Origin of the sequence: Roseburia sp. AF12-17LB (genome assembly GCF_003479605.1) — a bacterium.
Lineage (GTDB): Bacteria > Bacillota > Clostridia > Lachnospirales > Lachnospiraceae > Roseburia_C > Roseburia_C amylophila.
This window is the reverse complement of record NZ_QUHR01000006.1, coordinates 84423-108776: the sequence shown is the minus strand read 5'-3', so window position 1 is coordinate 108776 and position 24354 is coordinate 84423. Positions and strand designations below refer to the sequence as shown.

The 24354-nt window shown below is 39.9% G+C and carries 24 protein-coding genes, 1 other RNA gene and 1 pseudogene; 1 reads left to right on the top strand and 25 read right to left on the bottom strand.

Going from position 1 to position 24354, the window contains the following annotated elements; all coding sequences use genetic code 11:
- Positions 1–77 precede the first annotated feature (77 nt).
- The 5 genes from DWV68_RS08950 to DWV68_RS08930 form a co-directional block, all read right to left on the bottom strand.
- Positions 78–1040 carry a carbohydrate kinase family protein gene (locus DWV68_RS08950; protein WP_117841971.1) on the bottom strand — a complete coding sequence of 321 codons (963 nt, stop codon included), beginning with the start codon at positions 1038–1040 and terminating at the stop codon, positions 78–80.
- On the bottom strand, positions 1024–2388 hold the full coding sequence (locus DWV68_RS08945) for an MFS transporter (RefSeq protein ID WP_117841972.1): 1365 nt from the start codon (positions 2386–2388) through the stop codon (positions 1024–1026). Before DWV68_RS08945 ends, DWV68_RS08950 begins: the two co-directional genes overlap by 17 nt.
- 18 nt (positions 2389–2406) lie before the next feature.
- On the bottom strand, positions 2407–2799 hold the full coding sequence (locus tag DWV68_RS08940; protein WP_117841973.1) for a VOC family protein: 393 nt from the start codon (positions 2797–2799) through the stop codon (positions 2407–2409).
- Between the two features lie 9 nt (positions 2800–2808).
- Positions 2809–3837, bottom strand: a complete 1029-nt coding sequence (locus DWV68_RS08935) for a zinc-dependent alcohol dehydrogenase (protein ID WP_117841974.1) — start codon at positions 3835–3837, stop codon at positions 2809–2811.
- Between the two features lie 252 nt (positions 3838–4089).
- Positions 4090–5298: an ROK family transcriptional regulator gene (locus tag DWV68_RS08930; protein ID WP_330415590.1), complete on the bottom strand. Its 1209-nt coding sequence runs from the start codon at positions 5296–5298 to the stop codon at positions 4090–4092.
- Between the two features lies 1 nt (position 5299).
- Between DWV68_RS08930 and DWV68_RS15175 the strand changes: the two genes are divergently transcribed.
- A complete protein-coding gene (locus tag DWV68_RS15175) occupies positions 5300–5452 on the top strand; it encodes a DUF6774 domain-containing protein (protein WP_416390273.1) in 153 nt (50 codons plus the stop codon).
- Between the two features lie 585 nt (positions 5453–6037).
- Here DWV68_RS15175 and DWV68_RS15085 read toward each other — a convergent pair.
- From DWV68_RS15085 to rnpB, 20 genes and pseudogenes are all read right to left on the bottom strand, one after another.
- A pseudogene (locus tag DWV68_RS15085) lies at positions 6038–6130 on the bottom strand (cytidylate kinase family protein); the annotation flags it as partial.
- Positions 6131–6143: 13 nt separating this feature from the next.
- On the bottom strand, positions 6144–7511 hold the full coding sequence (locus tag DWV68_RS08915; protein ID WP_118665588.1) for an MATE family efflux transporter: 1368 nt from the start codon (positions 7509–7511) through the stop codon (positions 6144–6146).
- 230 nt (positions 7512–7741) lie between these two features.
- Complete coding sequence (locus tag DWV68_RS14425; protein ID WP_156454682.1) at positions 7742–7906, bottom strand: hypothetical protein; 165 nt, start codon at positions 7904–7906, stop codon at positions 7742–7744.
- Positions 7907–7924: 18 nt separating this feature from the next.
- Positions 7925–9178, bottom strand: coding sequence for an ATP-binding protein (locus DWV68_RS08910; protein ID WP_118665586.1), 1254 nt, complete (start codon positions 9176–9178; stop codon positions 7925–7927).
- Positions 9179–9401: 223 nt separating this feature from the next.
- Positions 9402–9632: a hypothetical protein gene (locus DWV68_RS08905; protein ID WP_147404533.1), complete on the bottom strand. Its 231-nt coding sequence runs from the start codon at positions 9630–9632 to the stop codon at positions 9402–9404.
- Positions 9633–10273: 641 nt separating this feature from the next.
- A complete protein-coding gene (locus DWV68_RS08900; protein ID WP_197420841.1) occupies positions 10274–11347 on the bottom strand; it encodes an alpha/beta hydrolase family protein in 1074 nt (357 codons plus the stop codon).
- Between the two features lie 86 nt (positions 11348–11433).
- Entirely contained in the window at positions 11434–11607 is a 174-nt protein-coding gene (locus tag DWV68_RS08895) for a hypothetical protein (RefSeq protein WP_022244059.1), read from the bottom strand.
- A gap of 414 nt (positions 11608–12021) precedes the next feature.
- Positions 12022–12885 (bottom strand): C39 family peptidase, encoded by an 864-nt coding sequence (locus DWV68_RS08890; protein ID WP_243089509.1) that lies wholly within the window; start codon positions 12883–12885, stop codon positions 12022–12024.
- Positions 12886–13015: 130 nt separating this feature from the next.
- Positions 13016–14056, bottom strand: coding sequence for a zinc ribbon domain-containing protein (locus tag DWV68_RS08885; RefSeq protein WP_118173230.1), 1041 nt, complete (start codon positions 14054–14056; stop codon positions 13016–13018).
- Positions 14057–14207: 151 nt separating this feature from the next.
- Positions 14208–14945, bottom strand: a complete 738-nt coding sequence (locus tag DWV68_RS08880) for a YdcF family protein (protein WP_118665580.1) — start codon at positions 14943–14945, stop codon at positions 14208–14210.
- Positions 14942–17425 carry a YfhO family protein gene (locus DWV68_RS08875; protein ID WP_118665578.1) on the bottom strand — a complete coding sequence of 828 codons (2484 nt, stop codon included), beginning with the start codon at positions 17423–17425 and terminating at the stop codon, positions 14942–14944. The genes DWV68_RS08880 and DWV68_RS08875 overlap by 4 nt, the downstream gene beginning before the upstream one ends.
- Positions 17426–17427: 2 nt before the next feature.
- Complete coding sequence (locus tag DWV68_RS08870; RefSeq protein WP_243089507.1) at positions 17428–19326, bottom strand: LTA synthase family protein; 1899 nt, start codon at positions 19324–19326, stop codon at positions 17428–17430.
- 83 nt (positions 19327–19409) lie between these two features.
- Positions 19410–19967, bottom strand: coding sequence for an elongation factor P (gene efp, locus DWV68_RS08865; RefSeq protein ID WP_022244047.1), 558 nt, complete (start codon positions 19965–19967; stop codon positions 19410–19412).
- Positions 19968–20125: 158 nt separating this feature from the next.
- Positions 20126–20566 (bottom strand): ribose 5-phosphate isomerase B, encoded by a 441-nt coding sequence (gene rpiB / locus DWV68_RS08860; protein ID WP_022244046.1) that lies wholly within the window; start codon positions 20564–20566, stop codon positions 20126–20128.
- Positions 20563–21075 (bottom strand): YqeG family HAD IIIA-type phosphatase, encoded by a 513-nt coding sequence (locus tag DWV68_RS08855; RefSeq protein ID WP_118665576.1) that lies wholly within the window; start codon positions 21073–21075, stop codon positions 20563–20565. Before DWV68_RS08855 ends, rpiB begins: the two co-directional genes overlap by 4 nt.
- A 12-nt stretch (positions 21076–21087) precedes the next feature.
- A complete protein-coding gene (locus tag DWV68_RS08850) occupies positions 21088–21627 on the bottom strand; it encodes a hydrolase (RefSeq protein WP_022244044.1) in 540 nt (179 codons plus the stop codon).
- Between the two features lie 89 nt (positions 21628–21716).
- Positions 21717–22376, bottom strand: coding sequence for a J domain-containing protein (locus DWV68_RS08845; RefSeq protein WP_118665574.1), 660 nt, complete (start codon positions 22374–22376; stop codon positions 21717–21719).
- Positions 22377–22391: 15 nt separating this feature from the next.
- Positions 22392–23318 (bottom strand): DUF5685 family protein, encoded by a 927-nt coding sequence (locus DWV68_RS08840; protein ID WP_118665572.1) that lies wholly within the window; start codon positions 23316–23318, stop codon positions 22392–22394.
- A 25-nt stretch (positions 23319–23343) separates the two neighbouring features.
- Entirely contained in the window at positions 23344–23739 is a 396-nt protein-coding gene (locus DWV68_RS08835) for a hypothetical protein (protein ID WP_117698086.1), read from the bottom strand.
- A 199-nt stretch (positions 23740–23938) separates the two neighbouring features.
- Positions 23939–24282: RNase P RNA component class A (gene rnpB / locus DWV68_RS08830), an RNA gene on the bottom strand.
- Between the last annotated feature and the right edge of the window lie 72 nt (positions 24283–24354).

Here is a 24354-nt window from a genome sequence, read left to right as displayed (position 1 = left end):
TATCGAAAGTTGTCCTGCTTATATTTTTGTTAAAAATAGGGGCGTTTTTATAGCCCCAATTTTGTCATATACATTCATTATTTCTGCATAAATTCAAACACTGCTTCTTTTGTCGGAATCGCAGGGATGCCACCTCTCTTTTGCACACACAATCCAGCAACTGCATTTCCCAAAACAGCACACTTTTTGATTTCTTCCCATTTCATTTTTTCAACATTCTTATTCATGGAAAGGATACTGCATAATACGCCTCCCCAGAATGAATCACCTGCCCCAGTCGTGTCGACCGCATGTATCTGAAATGCTTTGATGATTTCTTTTCTGCTTTTTGTTGCCATAAGAACACCCTGTTCTCCCAATGTAATGGCTACCAGCTTTGGTCCCATAGCAAGGAGTTGGTCTGCGGCCTGCTCATAACTTTCGGCCTCTGTCAACAAAATACTCTCTTCATCCGATACCTTCATGACATCTACCAATTCTATGACAGATCTCATTTTTTTCACTGCATCCTCTTTGCTCTTCCAAAGAGACGGTCGATAATTCGGATCATAGGAAATAAGTGCACCCGCTGCTTTTGCCATTTTTACCGCTTCAATCGTTGTACTTTCTGCCGGTTCATCTGTCAGCGATAATGATCCAAAATGAAAAATTCTACAACCTGAAATTAATGTCTGATCCAGTTCTTCTTTTTTTAACTGTGTATCTGCACCTGGTTTTCTTGCAAAAGAAAAATTCCGTTCTCCACTTTCACCGATTTCCACAAATGCCAACGTTGTAAAATAACCCGGGTCTTCAACAATAGCATCTGTATTGATTCCTTCCTTTTGCAATGTCTTCTTTAAAAATTTACCATGCATATCGTTTCCAACTTTTCCAATAAAAGATGTGCGATACCCAAAGTGGCTTGCAACGGTTAGAAGATTTGCCGGAGCACCGCCGGGATTCTGTTCGAACAATTTTCTCCCATCCTGACTGTGTCCTGCTTCCGTAAAATCAATCAGCAATTCTCCCAATGCCACGATATCAACTTTTTCTTCCATTTTTCAGTTCCTCCACAATCTCGTTATAACGTTTTTTATTTAACCGGTAGAAAAATAATACAACCGCAGTCACAATCCACAGTGCACCCGGAATCGTCGTAAATGCATGTTTCATAATTGAAAGTACAGCCGCATTCTGTGTCTGATTTGCAATATAGCCACATTTTCCAAGTAATCCTGCTAAAAGTGCTGTTCCAACTGCCATTCCGATTTTATTTCCAAGTGAAATAAATGCATACTGAAAACCATCATTTCTAAGTCCGGTTTTCCACTCCCCATATTCCACACAGTCTGGAATAATTGCATAGATTGCAGTATTAAATCCAGAGAAGAAAAACTGTGTCAGACCAGATAAAGCATAAAAAATAGCCGGTGATTCTTTGGCATTAAAGAAAAACATAGACAACATGGAAATTCCTGTAAATAAAGCAAAGAGAGATGCTGTTCTTCCTTTGTTATTCAACTTGCGGAATAATGGTTGAAAACAGGCTGCCCCGATGATAGAAGGAATAATGATGCACATCGAATAAGTTGTGTAGTAGGAGGCATTCCCTTCCACATATGTAAAGTAATACAGAATATCTGCGTTTCTACCGTACAGTGTAAATCCAAATAATATCTGTCCTGCCAATGCAAGAAGATATGGTCTGTTCTGCATAACCGCTTTCAACTGAACCTTTACAGAAATTTTTTCTTTTTCCGGAGTAATCACTGCCTCTTTCGTCTTCGCAAAGCAGAAGAAATGACAGGCTGTAAAAATACATCCATATATGACCGCAACCGTCAGATATCCTGTCTTTGCACTATGACTGCCGAATTTGCTGAGCAGTGGAACTGTGATAATATTTAACACACCAATTGCAATCATCGCTGCAACCGAACGGGATGTATTTATTTTTGCACGTTCATCAATATCCTGTGTCATAGCACCACACAAGGTTCCATATGGAATATTCACACAGGTATACCCCAAAACCAGCAGACAATATGTAATTACCATATAAATAATCTTTCCATTCTGCGGCCAGTCGGGTCTTGCCCAGAATGTCATAACAAGAAGAATCGCTGTGATTGGTGCCGCTACTAACAACCATGGACGGTACCGTCCCCATCTCGATTTTGTTTTATCTGTAAGTCCCCCGACGATTGGATCATTGATTGCATCCCAGAATCTTGAAAAAAGCATAAGTGCTGACACAGCCGCCATACTGATTCCGAACACGTCTGTATAAAATATCATCAGAAAATTACTGACAAACATCCAGCTGAAATTACATCCAACATCACCAAACCCATATGCAATCTTACTGATCAGCGGTACTTTTCCATTTTTGTTTTCGCTTCCCATATGTCCCTCCTGTTTTTATCAGAGTTTCTGACAGAACTCTATTCTTTCCTCATTTGGTCCCTTAATCATAAAAAACTTCACACCATTTTCCCAAAATGGCAGTTCTTCGATTCCGTCTGTGATAACTGTGTATTTTTCATTGCAGATTTTCTGATATATACTCTCAATGTCTTCCACATCAAGAGCAACATGCTGGTATGCACCGTCTGACATTGCCGCCTGCCCATTTTCAAAAGTCTCTATACAGTAATTTTTTATCTGTAAAAATGCCACTTTTTCCCCTGCTTTTTCATTATAAGTCTGCATAATTACTTCAAATCCAAGACCCCTATAAAACTCAACTGTTTTCTGTAAATCGTTTGTCGGAAGCCCGACATGGGCAACTCCGACAATTCCATATTTATTTTCCATACGAACTCCTTACTTTTCACTGACGTTGATAATTACTTTCATCGTTGTCTCGCGGTTATCATCAATATACTGGTATGCCTTCAGATAATCTTTAAAAGCAAATGTCTTTGAGATAAGCGGTTTCAAATGAACTTTGCCCTCATTTACCAGTCTGATTCCATCTATATAATCATCATGGCGGTACATCATCGTGCTCTTAATGTCAAGTTCGTGGTCATTTGCCACTGCAAGATCTACTTCTGCCATTCCTGCAAAAACAGCCACCAGTACAATCGTGCTTCCTTTTCTTGCATATTTAATTGCCTGTCCCATTGTGATATTGTTTCCGGCACAGTCGTAGATTACATCCGCCTTATCCGGTCCAAATGCTTCGATCATTGCCTCACCAAAGTCTTTATCTTTGGTATTCACACACACATCAATTCCACATTCTTTTGCCTTTGCCAGTCTAAGATCACTGATATCTGTGATCATCACTTTCGCTGCCCCCATTCCTTTTGCTGCCTGTGCTACAAGATTTCCGATCGGTCCCGCTCCAAGGACTGCAATATTCATGCCAGCCACATCACCCATCTGTTTTACACCATGAACTGCCACAGCAAGAGGTTCGATCATAGCTCCTTCTTCATAGGACATATCTTCTGGAATAGGTGTTACTTTAGATGCATCCACTGCAAAATACTCAGATGCTGTTCCTGTCGTTTGAAATCCCATTACTTTTAATTCCTCACAGAGATTATACTTTCCATGACGGCATGGATAGCAGTGTCCACAATATACCTGTGGCTCTATCGTCACCTTCTGTCCCACATGAAACTCTGTGACATTTTTTCCAAGTTCTGTGATCTCACCGGAAACCTCATGTCCCTGTGTTACCGGATATTTTGTAAACGGATGTTTTCCATGATAAACATGAATATCTGATCCACAGACACCAATATTCATAATCTTTACCAAAACCTGATTTTCCTTTACCTCCGGAACCGGAACCTCTCTGAAAATAATTTCTCCTGGATTTGTCATTACCTGCTGTAACATAATTGCTTCCTCCTTTTTTATATTGTTTTATTTTATGTTTTATTAAATGTTTTATTAAAGTAATTACATTATCATCCTTTAAACATATTTTGTCAATATATTTCTCTCAATTTTACGCATTGCACAATTTGCAGATATGCTTTTTGTATATATTTTCTAATCAACGCACAAAAAAACGGAAAGAAAACCTCACTTATCGTTTCCTTTCCGTTTTTTTGCTCACACTTCACTCTGTTTTCACACTATAATAATTTATATTTCCATCATATGTTCCGCAAAAAAATATTTCGCAGCTCCAACAGCCGACGCTTCTTTCCTGTACGAACAGTTCTTCAGGTATGAAACATCATGTTCAAAACCATTATATGCCATCACTTTTTCTCCCAAAGGTATCATATAATCTGAGAGTACACCTCCGACATCGCCCCCCAGTATGATATCCATATCATATGCCATCCGTAGATTTGATATCAAAACAGCAAGATGATCCAGATACTCATTCCATATCTGTAAAACCTTTTTATCTCCACTTTCAAGATTTTCCATAAATGCATCCAGCGACTGCCTGTTATCTTCCGTCAGTACACTTGCAGCACAATATGCATCCGCGCATCCTGATTTACCACAATAACATTTTTTTCCACCGGGAACAAGTATCATATGACCAAACTCTCCTGCTTTCTGGTTTTGTCCGCGATACAACTTTCCATCTATGCAGAAAGCACCGCCTAATGTATGATTCAAAGACAGATATATCGCATTGGGATACTTCTGCTTTTTTTCTGCAAGCATGGCTGCATTGGCATCATTTTCAAAATACACCGGCATTCCCACAGCCTGCTCTAAAAAGCGGAGACTATAGTTCTCTATCCCTAACGCGTGGGATTTTAAAACAATCCGTTCTTTCTGATCGATAATTCCCGGGATCGCAATACCAATTCCAAGCAGTGTCTCCTTCGCAGGCTCGTCTGCCAGAAAAGTTTCAACCTTTTGTGCCACCTCTGTACAGTAGGATAATTCTGCCGTAAATTTTAAACGGATGCGGTCTTTTTTTACGATCTCATCTCCAAGATTTACCAGTACCATTTCGATATGATTCGCAGTGATCAAAAGCCCCATTGCATGACAATATGACTTATTAATTCCTATACTTTTTGCCTTTCGTCCGCCTGTCGACGCATACTCGCCCACTTCTTCTAACAGTCTTTTCTCCAACAGGTCATTTACGTTTGCTAACACAGTCGGCATACTCAGATTTAATTCTTTCGCGAGCTCCGCTTTGGACATAACCGGATGATTCAGCACATAATTGATGATTTTTTTTCTTGCTATATTTCTTTTATCTTTATTTTCCGTTTTTTTGTCCTCTTTTATTAAATATTTTATAAAAGAATTATATGCTTTTTTATTCTGTTTGTAAAGGGACGATCCGTTAACGCTAAATATCTTATGGACAACCACTATGTCAAACTGTACAAATCTTTTTTACCTCTCCACAATTTCCTGCCAGTTGTCCGAATGCCTGTCGACCGATGAGCTTACGCTTCTTGCCGCAGACCTAGTGGTATTAAGTGATATGCTTGCAAATCTTGCTGCCCGAAAATCAGTCCTTTGATATGCTATTCTTGCTGTTCCATTTTTTACATATATCGTACCGCATTTTATAAAACCATTCTTTTCAATCAGCCTTTGCATAGTTTTATTATCCGCATGAGTATCTACCCTGATATTTAAAGAAATCTTTTTACAATAGTTTAAAGCACACGGAAACAAGCCATGTACCTGACCATCTCCGGCAAGCCTGTGAATCGTCAGATATGGTTCTTCATTCAGCCAGTTACCGCCCTCAATATGCTTATAAGTAGGTTCTGTACCATCAAACAATGCAAATACCCCGTGGATTCCATTCTTGTCATATATTACCTTACATGCATTTTTATCAATATCAGATTTTATCAGATCTGCATCCGGGTAAAAATGTCCCCATTGAGTCGGATTTCCGGACTTTATCATATAATCCTGTGCATATCTGTAAATTTTAATAATTTGCTCTAAATCTGCTATTTCAGCATTTTTCACATTCAGCATGCCTTTTATTTACCTCCACATTTTTCTTATGTTACCCAATTCTTCTGTCGTCAAGCAGCTATTCTTCCTCTGTATCATACTTCACTTTCCAGAAAAAGAAAAGGTACTGCAAAAATACAGTACCAAGTTTTTTTGCCACTTCTTTCCCCATAAACCGTCCGCCGCTTCCAAACTCTCTGCTGATTGTAATGATTCTTTTTGCCATAGCTGACTCCTCCTTAACTTAAACTTTCCACTTTATTCTTCCGGATTCTCTTTAAAAATACATATCCCACAAGGCATGCAGCAATCTCTGTTATCGGGAATGCCCACCAGATTAAGGAAACGTCCATCTGTCCATTTCTGACTAAACTGGAGAAAACACCTGCCAGCGGTAATATGATGACAAGCTGTCTGAGCAGTGAAATCACAAGCGACTCCAAACCGCCGTCCAATGCCTGATAAATTCCCTGATATGCTACATTGATTCCGGCGAAAATAAAGCTGATAGAAATAATTCTCATGGCTCCGATAAAATATTCCCTTGACTGTCCTGCATTAAATAAAGTTGCAAAAGCCCCAGGGAAAATTTCTGTAATCGCCACACCCACAATCATAAGCACAATCGTATAGATTAAGCCATATCTGATTCCATCCTGAATCCTCTTCTTGCTATGCATTCCATAGGCAAATGCAATAATCGGCGTGATTGCATCTCTAAGTCCAAAGGCAAGGAAGAGTACAAACTGCTGTACTTTATAGAACAATCCATATGCGGTCTGAGCCGAAGGACTGAATTTTAAAATCAGATTTATCACATAAACCATAATAGACATAAGCGCCTGTCCAATAATTGCCGGAAGTCCGATTGCATAGATTTCCCTGATAATTCTGCCCTCTGGTTTCATAAACTTTACACCATGCTCAAATTCCTTATTTAATTTTACATGGAAAATAAATAACAATGCTGCTGATACCACCTGTCCGATTACGGTTGCATAGGCTGCGCCCTCTACTCCCATTTCAGGAACCGGTCCGATGCCATAAATCATAATTGGGTCAAGAATAATATTTACCACTGCTCCCACAACCTGACCAATTGTTGAATAAATGGAACGCCCGGTTGCCTGTAACATTTTCTCAAATAGCGAGAAGAAAATAATTCCAAATGAAATCACACAGCATATTCTTAAGTAGCTTGTTCCCATTGCAATGACTTCCGAATCTACGGTCTGGGATGAGATGTATGCTTTTACTCCAAACATTCCAAACTGCAGACATACTGCATAAATAATCACTCCAAGAAATAAACTGTTTCCTGCAACTTTTGCAGCTTTTTTACTTTTTCCCTCTCCCAGTGTTCTCGCGAGAAGTGCATTGGTTCCCACACCGGTTCCGATTCCCACTGCTACCATAAGCATCTGAACCGGAAATACCAGTGTAAGTGCATTAAGTGCAGCCTCACTTCCTGATTTCATGTTTCCTACAAAGGCACTGTCTACAATGTTATAAACCGCCTGCAATGCCATAGATAAAATCATCGGTATTCCCATCTGTACCATAAGCTTATTTACCGGCATTTCCTTCATCTTGTTACTTTCTGCCATCTTAACTTAATCCTCCTTTTTCCACCTGCAGAAGCTGCCACTGGCAGCTTCCTGCGGATATTTGGCAATATAAAAAGTGCGCACCTATCTTATAAGTTGGACTTACGCTGATAAGCTACACACTTTTTCATTGCATTATAAAATTACAAAAACGAGCAGTAAAACTGGATTTACGCAATTTTGCTACTCGTTCAGAAGTCATTATATTTTTCTTTTTGGAAAAAGTCAAATTATTTTTCTCTCGTTTTATACTCATCCCATGTTCCACCATATATGCAATTTTCAACGTAAGCCATGCCTAAATTGTAACCTCCACTTACCTTTCTCATTATTTCCTTATCCAAAATCTCAAAGTACTTACTATTATTTATTTCGGAGCTATCACCAAAGAACACTTATCATCTCCTTCCATACTAAAACTCCAAACTATCCTCATTGAGCAGAAAATATTTCATGCCCATGATCACAAAGCCTTCCTCATTTCTCCAAGGCTTTTTTGTTCCATTTACTATAACAATCTTCTTAAATGAATCCGGAATATTTCGGAGTGAATTAAGTTCCTGTGTTTGTTTTTCCTCAGAAGTCATATCATAAGCCACCTGAATGTAATATCTCTGACTGCCCTGGTTTACTACAAAATCAACCTCTAGCTGCTTATGAACTCTCTTTCCGTCACTATTCTTTGCAAATACATCCACAATACCAACATCTACATTGTAGCCACGCACAAGCAACTCATTATAAACAATGTTTTCCATAATATGAGTCGGCTCCTGCTGTCTGAAGTTTAGTCTGGCATTTCTAAGTCCTATATCCGAAAAATAGTATTTCAGATTGGCTCCTACATATTTTCTCCCCTTAATATCATACCGGTCCGCTTTAGAAATCAAAAATGCCTCTGCCAAATAATCAATATGATTGGATATAGTTTTATTGCTGTAATTGATACCTCTCTCACTTTTGAAAGTATTTGATATTTTTGTTGGATTGGTAAGTGCTCCTATGGCAGAAGCAAGAATGTCCACCAAAGTTCCAATCTCATCAACATTTTGAATTTTGTTTCGCTCTACCACATCCTTGATATAAACATTAGTAAAAATATTTTTAAGATACTCAGCCTTCTGGCGTTCTACAGAAAATTGTGCCACTTGTGGTAAACCACCGTATATCATATATTCTTCCCAAGCATCATCATAATCTCCATCATAAGCCGCATAGAACTCTGCAAAAGACAACGGATAAATTCTTATCTCATCTCCTCTGCCTCTAAATTCAGTTACAATGTCACTAGATAAAAATTTAGAATTACTGCCGGTTACATACACATCAATGTTACTGATACGAAGCAAACTGTTCAGCACTTCCTCAAATCGTGGCATAAACTGTACTTCGTCCAAGAGCAGATAATACTTCCGGTCATCTTCCACCCGCTCTTTAATATGCTGATAACACTTCTTTGGATCTCTCAGTTCCTCATTTTCAATGCCATCTAAAGCAATCTCAATGATGTGGTCATTATCTATGCCACTCTCCAGTAAATACTTCTTAAACAACACAAATAACAGGAATGATTTGCCGCATCTCCTGATTCCTGTGATAATCTTAATCATTCCGTTATCTTTTCTTATCTTTAACTGTTCAAGGTATGAATCTCTCTTAATCTCCATAGTGTCACTCCTTATTTTTGTGCATTGCACGAATTTTGGTAATGTTATTTTACCACTAAATTATTTTCACTTCAATAGCCATTACTATTTTTTGTGCATTTGCACTTTTTTATGTAATGATTATAGATAATATGCAAAAAGGATACCTACACCATGTCCTGTAACACGATATAAGTATCCCTTTGCTTGATAACTACAACACATATAAATAGACTCTCAGAGATTAATCAATTTTTTCCAAAAATCTATAATTTGACGGGTATTCCAAACACCACAAATCTTCTCCGTATGGAATATCCAAAGTATGGTTTTCGCTTTTGGTATAATATTGTGTTGCTTCCCGATTCCCCATTCTAACAGTAAAGAAGCCATTTTCTATGCCTGCATGTTTCATAAATTCATCAATATCATCATTAGAATAAGTCAATCCTACATATACAGGATCATCGTTCATCATATACCGCCAAAAATGAGCATATCTCTGAGCAACTGCATCATGCTCTGCTCCCCGCATATGTTCCGAGTAGGGAACCCCAACACCCTTGTCATTTGTAAATAATGCATGCTCTTTTCCGTCTGAAGAAACATATTTGAAGTAATGATTCTGTCCGAAATCAATTATATTGTTACAAGCTTTTATTTCTAATAACTTATTTGTATCTATTTTAGGAATCTGGTCTGCTGTAAATCGAACACCTGCAACTTCATATGTTTCTCCATGTTTTCATACCTTAGAGCTGTCATTATTGATAACCAGCAACAACAAATCAGAAATATAACTATTTTTTTCTGATGCAAACGATGAATATATCTCTGAATAAGCTACAGAATTATTACCTCTCACATATAAATCAATCATCCCATTTTGCATAGTTTGTTACCGTCTTATTGGTAACCTTAAGTTCTTTGTTGACTTCAATAGGCGTGAACTCTCTTTTGTAGTTCTTCATGAGCAGCAAGAGCAATTCTTTTTCTCTACTTTTTAGATACGAAAGGCTTCCTTCCAATTTTTCGCTGTTTGAGCTCTCCGGCAATTCACAAACCTTATTTGAATACAACAGTACCATGCGAAGGAAATAATACACTATTTTTTCACTATTTTACATTATTCTTTTCACTATCTTCTTCCTGCTCCTGTCCTTCCAGAAACGCCTTTATCTTCTCACCATCTTCTGCCCGGATTTCTCCGTGGGAATTTCCATCAAAGGTAATATATTCGTAGGTCTTTCCTGCCTGCTCTAATGCTTCCGTTAATTTATCTGCCTGTGCAACGGATACTTTTTCATCTCCGGTGGCATGAATGATAAGCAGCGGTGTATTAATTTCATCCGCCCAATAGGTTGCAGAACGTTTCTCATATTCCTCCGGTATCTCTTCCGGGGAACCGCCTACCAAAGAATCGAATATGGTCTGCATATCACTTCTTTCCTCATATGACATAAAGCAATCGGAAAGGCCAGATACGACAACTGCCTTATGCACCCGCTCATCCCTTCTTAACACTTCATAAGTCATCATTCCGCCTCTGGAAATACCCATCATATTTATGGCATCCTTATCAATATAGGAAAATTGTTTACACAAGTCTAAAAGCCGGATAACATCATCCACATCTGCTCCGCCAAACTGATCTTCTCCTTCACTGCTTCCACATCCCCTGTAGTTTGATGCAATGCAAATGGTATGAAGCTGATAGGCATAAAAGCAGGTTTCTATATTTTCCAATGCTCCGTAATCCTGATTTCCACCATGATTATAAATAAGACAGGAAGTCTTTTGTCCATCCAGTAAATCTTTTGGTGCACTGAAATATCCTTCAATTTTCAGTCCATCGCTATCATAATAAAACCGATAAGATACATATTCTGATAAATCGATTCCTGCCTGGCTCTCATAATCTTCCATATCTATTTTTTCATATTCTGTAATTCCAGCCTGACGAAAGTTCTCTTCTACCAGCTCGTCTGCGTCCAAAGACTCTTTATCCGCAGGTGCAGTTTCTGTTTCCGATTCTGATTCTGATTCCATCTGCGTCTCTGTTTCCGTTTTATTTTCTGTCTCAGTCTTCGTTTTATTTTTTCCCCGATTTCCTGCCACTACAACTACAATCACTGCCAGAATAACAATTCCAAGCAGTACCCCAATTCCAATAACCTTTTCCTTTTTCATCATTTCTCCTACGCTTTCATCCTTGCCGCTTCGATTTTTGCCACCCTTGCAGCTTTTATTTTCATCTTCTCATACTCCTTTATCTGCTATTCTATAATCTCATACTGCATCAGTTCGTATTTTAACTTACTTCCCTCCATAATTTCTGCCGGAAGAAGTGCTCTTGCCACAAGTTTCAAATCATCTGAAGCAATGTCTGTCCTCTTTAAATTTGCATAGTCTCCATCGATGGATACGACTTCGTAATACCATGTTTCCATGTTCTATAGCTCCCTTCTTGTTAAAATATTTGTAAAGGAGTGGGAAATGTGATGCCGGTTTTCTTCCGGCGGAATGTGATGTAATATCCACAGTATTTACCGGAATGTGGATGCATGATAAAGACTGTTAGGGGCACTTGGAATTTTGTCTGACATCAGGCAACGCTGGCACAGGGATGTGCCAGCGAGGTGCATCTGAGCATGGATGCGAATTTGCACCGGTTGCCAGAAAAAAAATAAAATTTAAATCAAAATTCTTAGTACCCCTTACAGTTTTTATGCAACATTCACATCCGGCAAATGCTGTGAATATTCAAACACTACCGTCGAAAGATTACCACCAGTCTCTTTCCCACTCGCCTTTCAAATCATTTTATCAAGAATTATAGCAGATTTTCGTAAAGAATGCCACTTCTACTGATACACCCACAAATCCCGGATCTGGCTCATAAGGTCTTCTATCTTCCATGCCTTATTACTGTTCTTTTTACTATTGGAATCATTCACTGTTATTTTTCCATCGGAATCTACTCCTGTTAAAACAACAAAATGTCCGGATGTGGTAAAATCTCCCGGTCCCATGATACAGATAATCGGATGTCCCTGGGATAATTCCTGCCGGATGCTGTCTTCATTTAAGCTCAGTTCCTGCGCGGATAAGCCAAGCTTTGTGGCAAGTTCCGTCATCATACTCCAGGAAGATCCGCTTCCATTGACATAGAAGCCATCCTCCTGTGCCATCTGGGCAACGGCATAAGGATTCATGGAAGTATCTCCGGTCAGTCCCACATAGACCATGGACAATGCCGTCGGACCACATCCTGTAATTGCAAGGAAATTATCTCCATAGGTTCTATAGCCCCAACGCTCGTCCCACTGAAGAAAAAGCGGTATTTTACCATCTACTACATCCGATGAAATATCAATCGGCTGCTCGTTGTTTCCATTTTTCTTATAATCAAGTACAAACTGTCTTGCTTCTTCGTTTTTCTCATAAAGCTGTACCAGGCTTTCCGGATACCCCTCTGCCGTAAGTGTTGCCTCTGATTTTACATTCCAGTGATTTAAGAAGCCTTGCACAAATGATGTTCTGCCCGCGGCAAAAACTACCAGCAGAATTACTGCTGCCACAAATATTCTTTTGATTCTTCGCATTCTTCTTGCTTTTTTCCGGCGCATGCTCCGCTTTTTTATGTTCGTTGCATGTTGTGTATTCCGCTGTCCGGCTGCTCCTGATTGTTGTAAATTTCGTTGTCCTTCCTGTTCTGACTGCATCATAAAAAACACCCCTTTTTCATTCTTTACTCTTAGTAAAGCACACGAAAAAGGAGTGTTCTTAAAGATATTCTATTTCATTTCTTAGATTATTCTTAACAGAAAAATAAATTTCTAAATGATATATTAATATTTACCAGTCGCTATCCCAGTCAGATGAATTAGAATCCCAGCTGTCATTGGAATCCCAGTCATATCCACTGTCTGAACTGCTGTCCGAGCTGTCTGAGCCATAATGCTCTTCATAATATCTGCTGTCTTCAAAATTGGTAATGCTGTTATCCCAGTCATAGCCATTCTGATAAGTCATTTCATAATCAGAACGGTTATTTAAAATATCATCCGGTACCTCATCACTGTCTATCTTATCATAGTCATAACCATCATACTCGAACCAGTTATTGTGGCTGTGTACATAGACCGTATTTTGGTACTGGTAATAACTTGCCTTCTTGTAATTATGTATCGGAATCAGAACGATTAAAAAGCACATCAGGAAACAAACGGCACAGGTTAAGAATTTCTTTCCGGCAAATCCCTGATATATCTTTTCAAATACCGTGCTTTTTTCCCTTAACCCACAAACAATAAGGTCTAATATCACTGCCACAGGTGCTGCGGCAATCAGTGCAATAAAAAGTGCTGTTCCAATTCCCCGGTATAATGTATCTAACACAAAGAGTACAAAGGAACCAAAGAAGAAAAGAAAGAATGCTCCAATCCCGGCAAAGGTTCTTCCTATTACCTTTCCTGTTGACATTGGCTTTCTGTTATTTCCATAACTGCTTCTTACATTTCCAGCCCGATTATGTTCCTTCTGGTTTAAGATTTCCTCTTTTAACTTAAGATACAGCTCATTTACCGCATAGGCTTCATCCGTTCCCTGATAGCGGATCGCCCGCTCGCCGTTTGCCTTGTTCTTATAGACAATGACATTCTGACCTTCCCGGTAAATACCAAAGGCTTTGGGCTGTGTGTAATTGATTCCGATAAAGAATCTCGTCACTTCATACGGTGGCAGATTCCGCGCCTGATACCACTGCTGCAATTCTTCAATAGTCTTTGGCGTATGGTCTGCAGTACGCTTTACTGCCTGATTGGTGGCTCCACAGTAAGGACATTTCTCATCTGTTTCCTTAATGATGGAGCCACAGTATTCACATTTAATCTCCATAGCTATATAAACCCTTTCTCCATAAAACTCCTGTTACTTTTTATACTATTCTATTCTTCCACCCGATACAAGCCCATTTAGAACAAAGAATGTGCCTTGGCACACATTAAAGTCTCCGGTCAGTCTTTGACTTTTCCATTCATCCGCATAATTACAGCAAAAATTTTATCTCTGCTAAAAATTCCCGCAGCATATTATTTGGAAGATAAACCGGTGTAGACTTTGCTGCTATTCCACAGACATTGTCCAGTCCGTATTTTCGTGCAATCTGCTTTGCCCGGAACAGATGAAAATCATTGGTGATAATTCCAACGGATGCCCCATCTTTTATCAGTGCCTTGCTGTACTCCATATTCTGCTCTGTATTTAAGGACTTATCCTCTAAGAGAATCCGGGACGCATCAATCCCCTGTTCTTTTAAATACTGTGCCATTCCTTCGGCTTCGGAATATGGTTCATTTGCACCCTGTCCGCCGGATACGATACAGATTGTCTTTGGATTATCCTCTAAATATTCCACTGCCTCATCCAGCCGGTATTTTAACGCAGCACTTGGTCCGCTTTCCCTCACCTGTGCCCCCAGCACAATAATATAGTCAAGTCCCGCTTCGCCTTTTTCATGCATCTGACTTATGATGCAGCCTTCTACGATGAAAAATGCTGTAAATCCCGCTGCAACGACAACAATACAGATTCCCTTAACCAGCCGGGGAACTTTCTTCCAGAAAGATTTCCAGACAGAATACCCAAACAGGAAGAAAAGTACCGCCAGCCCAATCCACACCAGAAAAAATGATGTTCCGGAACCCGTTGCCAGTACCATCCCCGAATAAACAACACAAAGTAGCGCCAGTACCGTAAATATCAGAAATGTTATTTTTTTCTTCATGCCCTCTCTCCTCGTTTTCTCACAACAACCGGTATCCAGGTAATACAAAGGAATAAGAACAATGCTCCACCGGAAAGCAATGCTCCCAGTTTCAGATTCGGTGTTGTATATTTTAATATAATATCATGGCTGCCTTCTTTTAATGGAATGCTGATAAACGCATCGCAGAAATGCTCATAATCCACTTCTTCCCCATCCACAAAGACATGCCAGCCTTCATCATCCGGCACGGACAGCAAAAGAGTTCCGGCTTTTTTTACGTTGATGCTGCCTTCGATTCTGCTGTCACTGTAGGATTTTAACTCCATGGTCTGCTGGGATAATGTATGATATGCTGCCTGAAATGCTGCATCATTTAACCGGTAGCCCTGCACCAGTATCTGATCCGTATCGGCAGAAGTCAGCGTAATATCTTCCCCAGCCTCACAATAGCCCAAATCCAGTAAATAGACATGGTCACATTTAGAAAATGTCCGCATGCGGTTTCCAGTGGTTGCGGTAATGGTTTTGGCATCCTTCATCGTATAATAGCCATAATAATAGCCACTTTCCGTTACCTGAATCACCGTTTTTCCATCATGTAATTCTGCATCTACCGGCTCTAAAAGATTCTCCGTTGCACCAAGGGCATAGGCGAGTTCATTCTGTGCCATTATCGGTGTTCCAAGGGTAAAATCCCACTTTTCCGTCAAATCACTATCTACCATAAAACCAAGTGGCAGTGTATAAGTATTTTCATATAAATATATGCCATTCTGTTCTGATATCAGACTTCGATACGGACTTTCCTCTTCTGCACTGTCCGTCAGGATATATTTTACCGAAAGCAGCGAGGAAGTAAGCATCGTTGCACCATTATAGCAGTAATAATTCTTACCGCCTTCCATTCCCATCTCCCGATAGAAATCTGCCACATCTTTATTTATAAGAGAAGAAAAAATAGATGCGGATGCATAGTTTGAAAGTGCCGACTCATTCTTCGTCATCCGGTTAAACTTATCCATACGGAAGAAACCGTCATCCTCTGCTCCTGCTGTCTCCGCCAGTGTTTTATAATCCTCTAAATGCTGGGTATACAGCGTCCGGCTGGTAGTAGAAATACTGGTCGTGTCAAGATTTACGCCTGCCTCGGCACATACCAGAATCACCGCAAATATCGATACGATAGTCCGCATCGTCTTATCCTTCCGCCGATAGAATAACAGCAGAAGTGCATAACCTAAAATCAAAAGTCCTGTTAAAAGCATCTGCTCCGGTGTCACCTGCTCTAAATCTGTAAACCGGAAACATAAAACCAATACCAGCTCCGCTAACAGGAATGCAAATAGGATTTTAAAAATGCTATTGCCTCTTTCTTCCCGCACTGCTTCATAACCTAAGGTCAACAGTAAAAATGCAAATAAAAAGGTCTGTCTTGCCGGAAGTCCATCCGGAAAATGAAAGCCATGCCAGATAAAATCCAGTTTATTATTTGCAAAGCTCACAAAGAAAAAGGCCACCAGTAAGAGTCTTGGAATCTTTGCACCAATTCGGATCCTGCGATTCAAAAGATAAAGGAATAATAATAATAAAATTGCCGCTCCGCAGTAAAGATTTGGCATATGTCCTACCGTAGAAGACGGCTCGACACCAATGCAGAACCTTGCTGCTTCATCCAGCAGGCCAAAATACCACTCCATTTTTTCCGGAAAAGAGATTCCACCGGAACCACTCCCGCTTAACGCCACAATCTCCGGCAGAATCAGTATTGCTCCCATACCGCCTGCCAGGATGGAGCCGGTCGCAAATTTAAGAATTGCTTTTCCTATTCCGCTTTTCTGCTCTAATATCAGAATCACAAAATAAAGCACCAGATAGATACAGACCATAATGGAAATATAGTAGTTTGAAAGAATCGAAACCGCCAGTGTTACCACATAAAGCGTCATCTTCTTTCCTTCTACCAATCTTTCCAGACCCAGCAAAATAAGCGGCAATAACACCACCGTATCCAGCCACATAATATCCCAGTTATAAGCACACATAAACCCGGATAACGCATAGAATACCGCAAATAAAGCAATGCGATATCCATTATCTTTATAATGCCGGTTTAAGTAAAATGCAAAAGTAAGTCCGCTAAGTCCAATCTTAATTAGAATCAATACCGTCATAAATTCGATTACCAGATTAGACGGACATAATAATAACAGCCAGTTAAAAGGACTGGAAAGATAATATGCCATCAGGGATACAAAATCTGTACCAAGCCCCAGATTCCATGTATATAATAACCCGCTTCCGCTCTTTAACTTATTCATGAATTCCGTAAAAAACGGTGCATACTGGTGATACATATCAATATGCAGAAAACACTGATCGCCAAAAGGATAAATCTCATGGCCGATACAGACTCCCAGTGTAAGAAAAAACGGAATGCAAAAAGCCAGTATTAACGGCATCTTCTTATTGTTTTTGATTCGAAGTAATCTTTCCTTCATTTCTATTTTTCTCCATCCCAGTCAAATAAAAGATAATACTGCAGCGTCTGATAATTAAGCCATGCATCACTGCCTTCTGCTTCCGTATGCTGCGTGGAAATCAATGGCATCTCCTTCTTTTGTTCCAGTAAATAATTCTGATAATCCGACAACGGAACTCCTGCTGCTTCCATCATCTGTGCCCCCAGATAGTTGGCACTGCTCTCCTGATTTACCGCCTCATCAATATCATAATTTGCCCAGATAACATAAGGCACCTTATAACGAAGCTGATTTTCTTTTTCTGTTAAATCAGAGGATGATTTGCCTTCTAAATTCCAGATTGGCTCCACCACCGCATCTGTCGGCTGGTGGTCACCAAAGAATACGATAACCGTAGGTTCGTCCTGTGTCTCAAAATAATCAATCAGCTTTTCCAATGCTGCATCCGATAATTTTACCAGGGTCAGATATTCCGATAACTGGGCAGATACCGTTCCATCTACTGTAATATTTCCCTGAAGATTCTGATAGCCATCGGTATATGGGCTGTGATTCTGCATGGTTACATTAAAGATAAATGCCGGCGTTCCTGCATCTTTTTTTTCATATGTCTCAATAATCTTATCCACACAGGATGAATCATCGATATAGCCCCTCACATAAGTGGAACCATAGAAATCTGCAGAAGAATAAAAGCTGTCAAATCCCAGCAGCGGATATATCTTATCCCGGTTCCAGCCGGACGCATAATATGGATGCATGGCATATGTCTCATAACCCAAGCTCTTTAGATAAGATGCCATGCTTGGTGTGTCCTTTGTAATATACTGCTGATACGGAATACTACCTGCCGGAAGAAATGCCATGGTATCTCCCGTTAAGAATTCAAATTCCGTATTTGCTGTATTTCCACCCTTAACCGATACATTCAAATATCCGGTCTGGGTATTTTCTGCCCCCTGTTGCAGGCTGTGAATAAACGGCATATAGTCTTCATTTACCGGAAGTGCCTCATCGGACAGAACCCCCAAATCGGAAAAGGCTTCATCCATGATGACAATAACATTCGGAAGCTGGTCTGTTGTTTCTTTTTGATTTGCGAATTCCTTTCCAACATTATTTCTCTGGTCGGATGCCGTCCAGTCAAGACCATCCTCATTTTCTAATAATTCCTTTGCCTTTTCAACAGAATATCCTTCCGGCTTTTCCACCTTAAGATACTGCATATCCATAAGAAACGTCACTGCAAAGCCATTTCGTTCATACATGACTGTAGGCGTAAAAAGGAACGGATAAAGCTGTAATTCACTTACCATTGCATCATCCTGTACCATCCAGCCAATTCCTGCCATACAGGCAACAGAAATCACAGCACTACCTGCGCGGAGCAATATCTTTTTCCGTGAAATATGAATCTTTGCATAACGCTCCGTAAATGCCAGAAAGAACATCAGAAGAATCAACGCAATCTGACGGGACGGCAACATATAATTATAGCCTCCGGCAACACTGGCTGCCGTTCCAAGAGACAGCAAATCCCACGGCACCACCGGAGAACCACGGAAGGAAATGACATAATAATTCGCAATGCTCAATGCAATTCCAAGAATTGTTTCCGTACGAAGTGCGATCACTGCACTTCCGGTAATTGCCAGCAGCAGCCACACAAAAGCCTCAAATAAAAGGAGATTTAGAATTTGTGCTCTCCACCTGGTTCTTACAAAAGGATTATATGTCATAAATGCAGTAATATAAAAAAGCAGAACCGGATATCCGAATAATATCGCATATTTCAACCACTTTGGTGTTTCTGCATGATAAATCCTTTTTATGAAATTTTTCTCTTTTCTGCTTTCTTCCTGCATAGCCTGTTTCCTCAACTTTCCATTCTCATTGCCATAACCTGCTGGTACTGCCACTGACAGTTCTTTCCTAATACCCGGCAACAGAAAAAGGAGTTTCAAAACAACTGTTTTGAAACTCCCACATATTTCGCATGAAATTATACTCTGGATAAATACTCACCAGTTCTTGTATCGATTTTAATGACATCATCCTGCTCTACGAATAATGGAACCATTACAGTTGCACCAGTCTCAACAGTTGCAGGTTTTGTTGCACCTGTTGCAGTATCACCCTTGAATCCAGGTTCTGTCTCTGTAATCTGAAGTTCAACAAATAATGGTGGTTCAACAGCAAATACGTTGCCATTGTGAGAACAGATTTTACACATTTCGTTCTCTTTTACAAATTTTAAGGTATCACCGATGGTTGTCTTATCTAAAGCAATCTGCTCATAGTTTTCAACATCCATGAAGTAATACAAATCTCCGTCAGAATATAAATACTGCATATCTTTACGGTCGATACGTGCCTGTGGGCATTTCTCTGTTGGACGGAAAGTTTTCTCAACTACACCGCCACTCTTGATATTCTTTAATTTGGTTCTGACAAATGCAGCACCCTTTCCAGGTTTAACGTGCTGGAATTCAATAATCTGATAAATATTTCCTTCTAATTCGATTGTAATTCCGTTTCTGAAATCTCCTGCTGAAATCATCGATATTCCTCCTAATTTTCGTTGCTAAGCACCATAAGACGCTGCCATCGGCAGGTTCTTATGGGTATTGGAAAAAATTCTCATTCCAAACTTGTCACTCACTCGTTCTATTCTATAATAAAACAAGCCATTTTTCAACCTTTTTTTGTGACTTTACCCTATCTTGATTCAATTTCGTGAATCATGGCAATACGTTTTTCATGTCTGCCACCCTGAAATTCTGCATTCAGGTATGCTTTTACAATATCTTTTGCCTTCTCGATTCCAACAATTCTTGCTCCAAATGCGATGATATTGGCATTGTTATGTTCTTTTACCAGATGCGCAGTTGTTACATCAGAACATACTGCTGCACGGACACCTTTTACCTTATTGGCAGCCAAAGAGATTCCAACCCCGGTACCACAGATTAATACGCCACAGTCTACTTCTCCGGCTGCAACTGCACGTCCTACTTTTTCACCATACTCCGGATAGTCACAGCTCTCGGTAGAATCTGTTCCGTAATTTACAACTTCATGTCCCATTTCCTCTAAATACTTTTTAATTGCAAATTTCATTTCGACTGCACTGTGGTCATTTCCAATTCCGATTTTCATAATTTTTCTTCCTTCTTTCTCTTCCTTGTATAAAAAAATAACACAATTTTCTCCAGATATCTCTTTAAAACAATCTGTATTTCTTCTTTCGGATGTATCGGTTTTACCAGTATTGTACGGATTCCCGCACGGTTTGCCCCATACACATCCGTAAATATCTGGTCTCCCACAAATAACGTATTCTCCGTGGTGGTTCCCATCTCTTCCATTGCCCTAAGATAATTTTTCGTTGACGGTTTTCCTGCCTTGTAAATATAGGAAACATTTACCGCATCATTGAACATCTTCACCCGTGGTTCCTTGTTATTCGATAACAGCATACAATGATAACCCAGCTCTTTTAAATGAGCAAACAGCTTTTTTGCCCGCTCATCCGCCGGTGCTCCGTGTGGAACAAGTGTATTATCAATATCAAAAATAATGCCCCGGTATCCCTCTTCATAAAGTTTATCAAAGTCAATGACATAGGTAGAATCCAGATATTCATCGGGATAAAATCTTTGCAGCATATCCTGTCTCCTTTATTTAATCAGTGCAGAAATCTGTTTAAATACCGGTCCGCCTGCCTTACGTGTCAATTCAAATAAAATAGCTTCCTTAGATGTAATCAGAATGCCTTCCTGTTCTGCTCTCTTTAAACCAAGTTCCTTATCCAGTTCTTTTCTTGAAGATACACAGTCTGCTACGATAACCGGCTGATATCCTGCTGCCTTTAAATCAATGGCTGTCTGAAGTACACAGATATGTGCTTCAATTCCGCAAATCAGGACATTTTTACGCTCTTTATCCATTGCTTCATATACCGCTTCTGTTTCATATGCAGAAAATGTGGTCTTGTCATATGCCACATCACTTCCAATTGCTTCACAAATCTCCGGAATATTATTTCCTAATCCCTTGGCATACTGTGTGGTCAATACCATCGGTATTTCCAATAAATTAAGTCCCTTTAATAATGCAGCAGAATTTGCCACAAGTTCCTCTCTGCCTGACATTGCCGGCAAAATCTTCTCCTGATAGTCAATTACGATACATGATGTATTTTCAGCTAAAATTCTCATTTCTAATCTCCATTTCTGTTTTTTCATTCTACAGTATAGCAGAAGTTTTCATTCTTGCAAATAAAAAAGAGCTTCTAAAATATGTTTTTCTAATATGGTCTGAAACAACAGCAGTTACATAAAAGATTCAATAACAGCATACTCATGCACCAGCCGCTGCTGCCGGAATATGGCCGTTCATATTCACCGCCTCTGCTCTGATACCATGTTCCGCCAAACTCTAACTGCTGCTGCAGCTGACGATATTCCATATTACTCGGTTCCATATTGACAGCCTGACTGGCATGCTCCTTTGCCGTTACATTATTACCGCTTCCGGCATTGGCAACCGCACTGTAATAATACCAGCGTGCCGTTCTGTCAGAAATGCCATCCAACACATGCAATGCTTCTTTAAAACAATGATTCCGGATGTAATTTGCAGCCGCCTGCATCTCTACCGATTCACCGGAAGCACTGCTGCCATAACCACTGTTTCCATATGCACCATTGGTTCTGCCATAGCCAAAACCACCATAACCGTAGGAGCCGCCGCCATAGCCGCTTCCATAGCTGTAACCCTGCTGTTTCTGTTTCATAATCTGGTCATACGCCATCTGTACTTCTTTAAATTTTTCTTCTGCCTGTGCACGGTCAGGATTATTTACATTGGCATCCGGATGATATTTGCGGCTCAGATTCCGGTATGCCCGCTTGATTTCTTCATCTGTTGCTCCCGGAGCTATGCCCAGCACCTTGTATGGGTCCATACTACTTACTCCTTCTTAATTCTTAACTTCACTTTTCTCACTTGATTTTTCTTTACTTTTCCTGTCTGCCTTCTGCTTTTCGGCTTTCTGTTTTTCCAGAAGCTTCTGCTGCTTCCGCTCACGTTTCAGTCTGTTGTACTCATATTTCGTCCAGACTCCGGAATATAATACATTCCGCAGAATGTCTGCATGCATAAGAATTGGCAGACGTTCAAAGGACTTGGCACACTCTGACATCATACTGGTCAGCAACAGCTTCACAAAGGTATCCAGATTCTGCATATTCTCTCTCCGCTGAACCCGGAAAACATTGTATGCATTCTTACGCTTATCTGTTTCAAAATCCTCATAGGCATCCATCAGATAAATAAACTTCCCTAAATAGAATCCAAAATATCTGAGTTCTTCTGCCCATATATCTTCCCGCCATGCAAAAATTTCGCCCAGCATGGTTCCTGTCAGTCCTGATATTTTATCAATATTGGATTCCTGTGCATCCTCTGCCTTACCCAGTTCTTCGATATAAGTTTCTACTGCCTTTACCTGTCTTGGGTATTTTGCCATGATGCGATTATAATCTTTTCCCAGCATTCTGGCAAATGCTTTTTTCGAATAAGAACGGTTGTCTCTCCAGTCATCCTCGAAATTCTGGTAGGAAAGAATAATATTCATATCAGCAGCATATTCCGTTGCCTCATTGATTCTGGCTGTCCGTTTTTTCGTCGGATGCAGCGCACATACAAAATCTGTGCTTTTGTCCTCCAGCTCATAAAGCCCGGTCAGCAGCACTACCAGAAATGTCATATCATAGTTTAAAAGCATCTGGCCTTTACGGCCGGAAACATCCTTTAGTTTCTGACAAAGTCCGCAGTAATAACCCTGGTAAACCTTTTTATTTTCATCCGATAATTCATTACGATTGATATTTACATATCCAAACATACTGCTTCCTCCAAATAGCTACAGCTTAACTTTTCTTTATGAATTCCATTCTGCATTTTGGACAGGTAATGCAGATTTTACCTTTTCCCTTTGGAACACGAACCTTCTGTTTACATCCCGGACAACGATAAAACCGGTAAATCTTACGCTGCTGCCACTGTTTCTTCCATGCATCCTTTTTTACCACCGCACGATATTTTGCATTCAAATACTTCTGATTCTGTGCATACATCTTGGAAATGTTCTTCGAAAACATACGATAATAAGTATACACCAGAAGAACAATTCCAACTATATAAAATATACCAAGGTGACTAAAAATTGAAACTACCAGTAATATCAGTGCAATTCCAAGATATAATCTTGATAACTGATCTACTCCATATCTTCCTGACATAAATCTCGCTAACTTCTCTTTCAAATATAAGACCTCTCTTCTTTTTATATCTACGCACCTGCCACCGGCAGTTCCTTACGGATGCTTACGCAAAAATATGGTGATATGTATGTTCACATATCACCATACCCTGATATTCATCTTAAGTCCCCTGCTTTTCTGTGTCAACAGAGTTATTGTCTTTTAAGAAACATTTTAGAATTACATTAGATTTGATAGTAAGAAACCAAGCAGGGCTGTAAGCCGGGTTATGTTGAAAATGGTCATCTATCTAGGACGGCTGTTGCCAACCGCCTCAAGCAACCTACCTTAAGCTGGCGGGCCACGTCAATGCTTAAATCTGGTCTTGCTTCGAATGGGGTTTACAGAGCCATCTCTGTTACCAGAGATGCGGTAGTCTCTTACACTGCCTTTCCACCCTTACCAGTTACCTGGCGGTACATTTCTGTTGCACTTTCCTTGGAGTTGCCTCCACCGGACGTTATCCGGCATCCTGCCCTGCGAAGCCCGGACTTTCCTCGTCTGTATGTCTTTCGGCAATGCAGCCGCGACCATTCACCCTACTTGGTTCTTCATGGTTTTATTATATGGTAACGTTACCAGTTTTTCAACCTTTTTTTGATTTTACGAATTGCTTTT

Coding starts and splice junctions, on each gene's coding strand:
- DWV68_RS08950 (WP_117841971.1), bottom strand. CDS start 1,040: ATGGAAGAAAAAGTTGATATCGTGGCATTGGGAGAATTGCTGATTGAT.
- DWV68_RS08945 (WP_117841972.1), bottom strand. CDS start 2,388: ATGGGAAGCGAAAACAAAAATGGAAAAGTACCGCTGATCAGTAAGATT.
- DWV68_RS08940 (WP_117841973.1), bottom strand. CDS start 2,799: ATGGAAAATAAATATGGAATTGTCGGAGTTGCCCATGTCGGGCTTCCG.
- DWV68_RS08935 (WP_117841974.1), bottom strand. CDS start 3,837: ATGTTACAGCAGGTAATGACAAATCCAGGAGAAATTATTTTCAGAGAG.
- DWV68_RS15175 (WP_416390273.1), top strand. CDS start 5,300: ATGTCAAACTGTACAAATCTTTTTTACCTCTCCACAATTTCCTGCCAG.
- DWV68_RS08915 (WP_118665588.1), bottom strand. CDS start 7,511: ATGGCAGAAAGTAACAAGATGAAGGAAATGCCGGTAAATAAGCTTATG.
- DWV68_RS08910 (WP_118665586.1), bottom strand. CDS start 9,178: ATGGAGATTAAGAGAGATTCATACCTTGAACAGTTAAAGATAAGAAAA.
- DWV68_RS08905 (WP_147404533.1), bottom strand. CDS start 9,632: ATGAACGATGATCCTGTATATGTAGGATTGACTTATTCTAATGATGAT.
- DWV68_RS08900 (WP_197420841.1), bottom strand. CDS start 11,347: ATGAAAAAGGAAAAGGTTATTGGAATTGGGGTACTGCTTGGAATTGTT.
- DWV68_RS08895 (WP_022244059.1), bottom strand. CDS start 11,607: ATGGAAACATGGTATTACGAAGTCGTATCCATCGATGGAGACTATGCA.
- DWV68_RS08890 (WP_243089509.1), bottom strand. CDS start 12,885: ATGATGCAGTCAGAACAGGAAGGACAACGAAATTTACAACAATCAGGA.
- DWV68_RS08885 (WP_118173230.1), bottom strand. CDS start 14,056: ATGGAGATTAAATGTGAATACTGTGGCTCCATCATTAAGGAAACAGAT.
- DWV68_RS08880 (WP_118665580.1), bottom strand. CDS start 14,945: ATGAAGAAAAAAATAACATTTCTGATATTTACGGTACTGGCGCTACTT.
- DWV68_RS08875 (WP_118665578.1), bottom strand. CDS start 17,425: ATGAAGGAAAGATTACTTCGAATCAAAAACAATAAGAAGATGCCGTTA.
- efp (WP_022244047.1), bottom strand. CDS start 19,967: ATGATTTCAGCAGGAGATTTCAGAAACGGAATTACAATCGAATTAGAA.
- rpiB (WP_022244046.1), bottom strand. CDS start 20,566: ATGAAAATCGGAATTGGAAATGACCACAGTGCAGTCGAAATGAAATTT.
- DWV68_RS08855 (WP_118665576.1), bottom strand. CDS start 21,075: ATGCTGCAAAGATTTTATCCCGATGAATATCTGGATTCTACCTATGTC.
- DWV68_RS08850 (WP_022244044.1), bottom strand. CDS start 21,627: ATGAGAATTTTAGCTGAAAATACATCATGTATCGTAATTGACTATCAG.
- DWV68_RS08845 (WP_118665574.1), bottom strand. CDS start 22,376: ATGGACCCATACAAGGTGCTGGGCATAGCTCCGGGAGCAACAGATGAA.
- DWV68_RS08840 (WP_118665572.1), bottom strand. CDS start 23,318: ATGTTTGGATATGTAAATATCAATCGTAATGAATTATCGGATGAAAAT.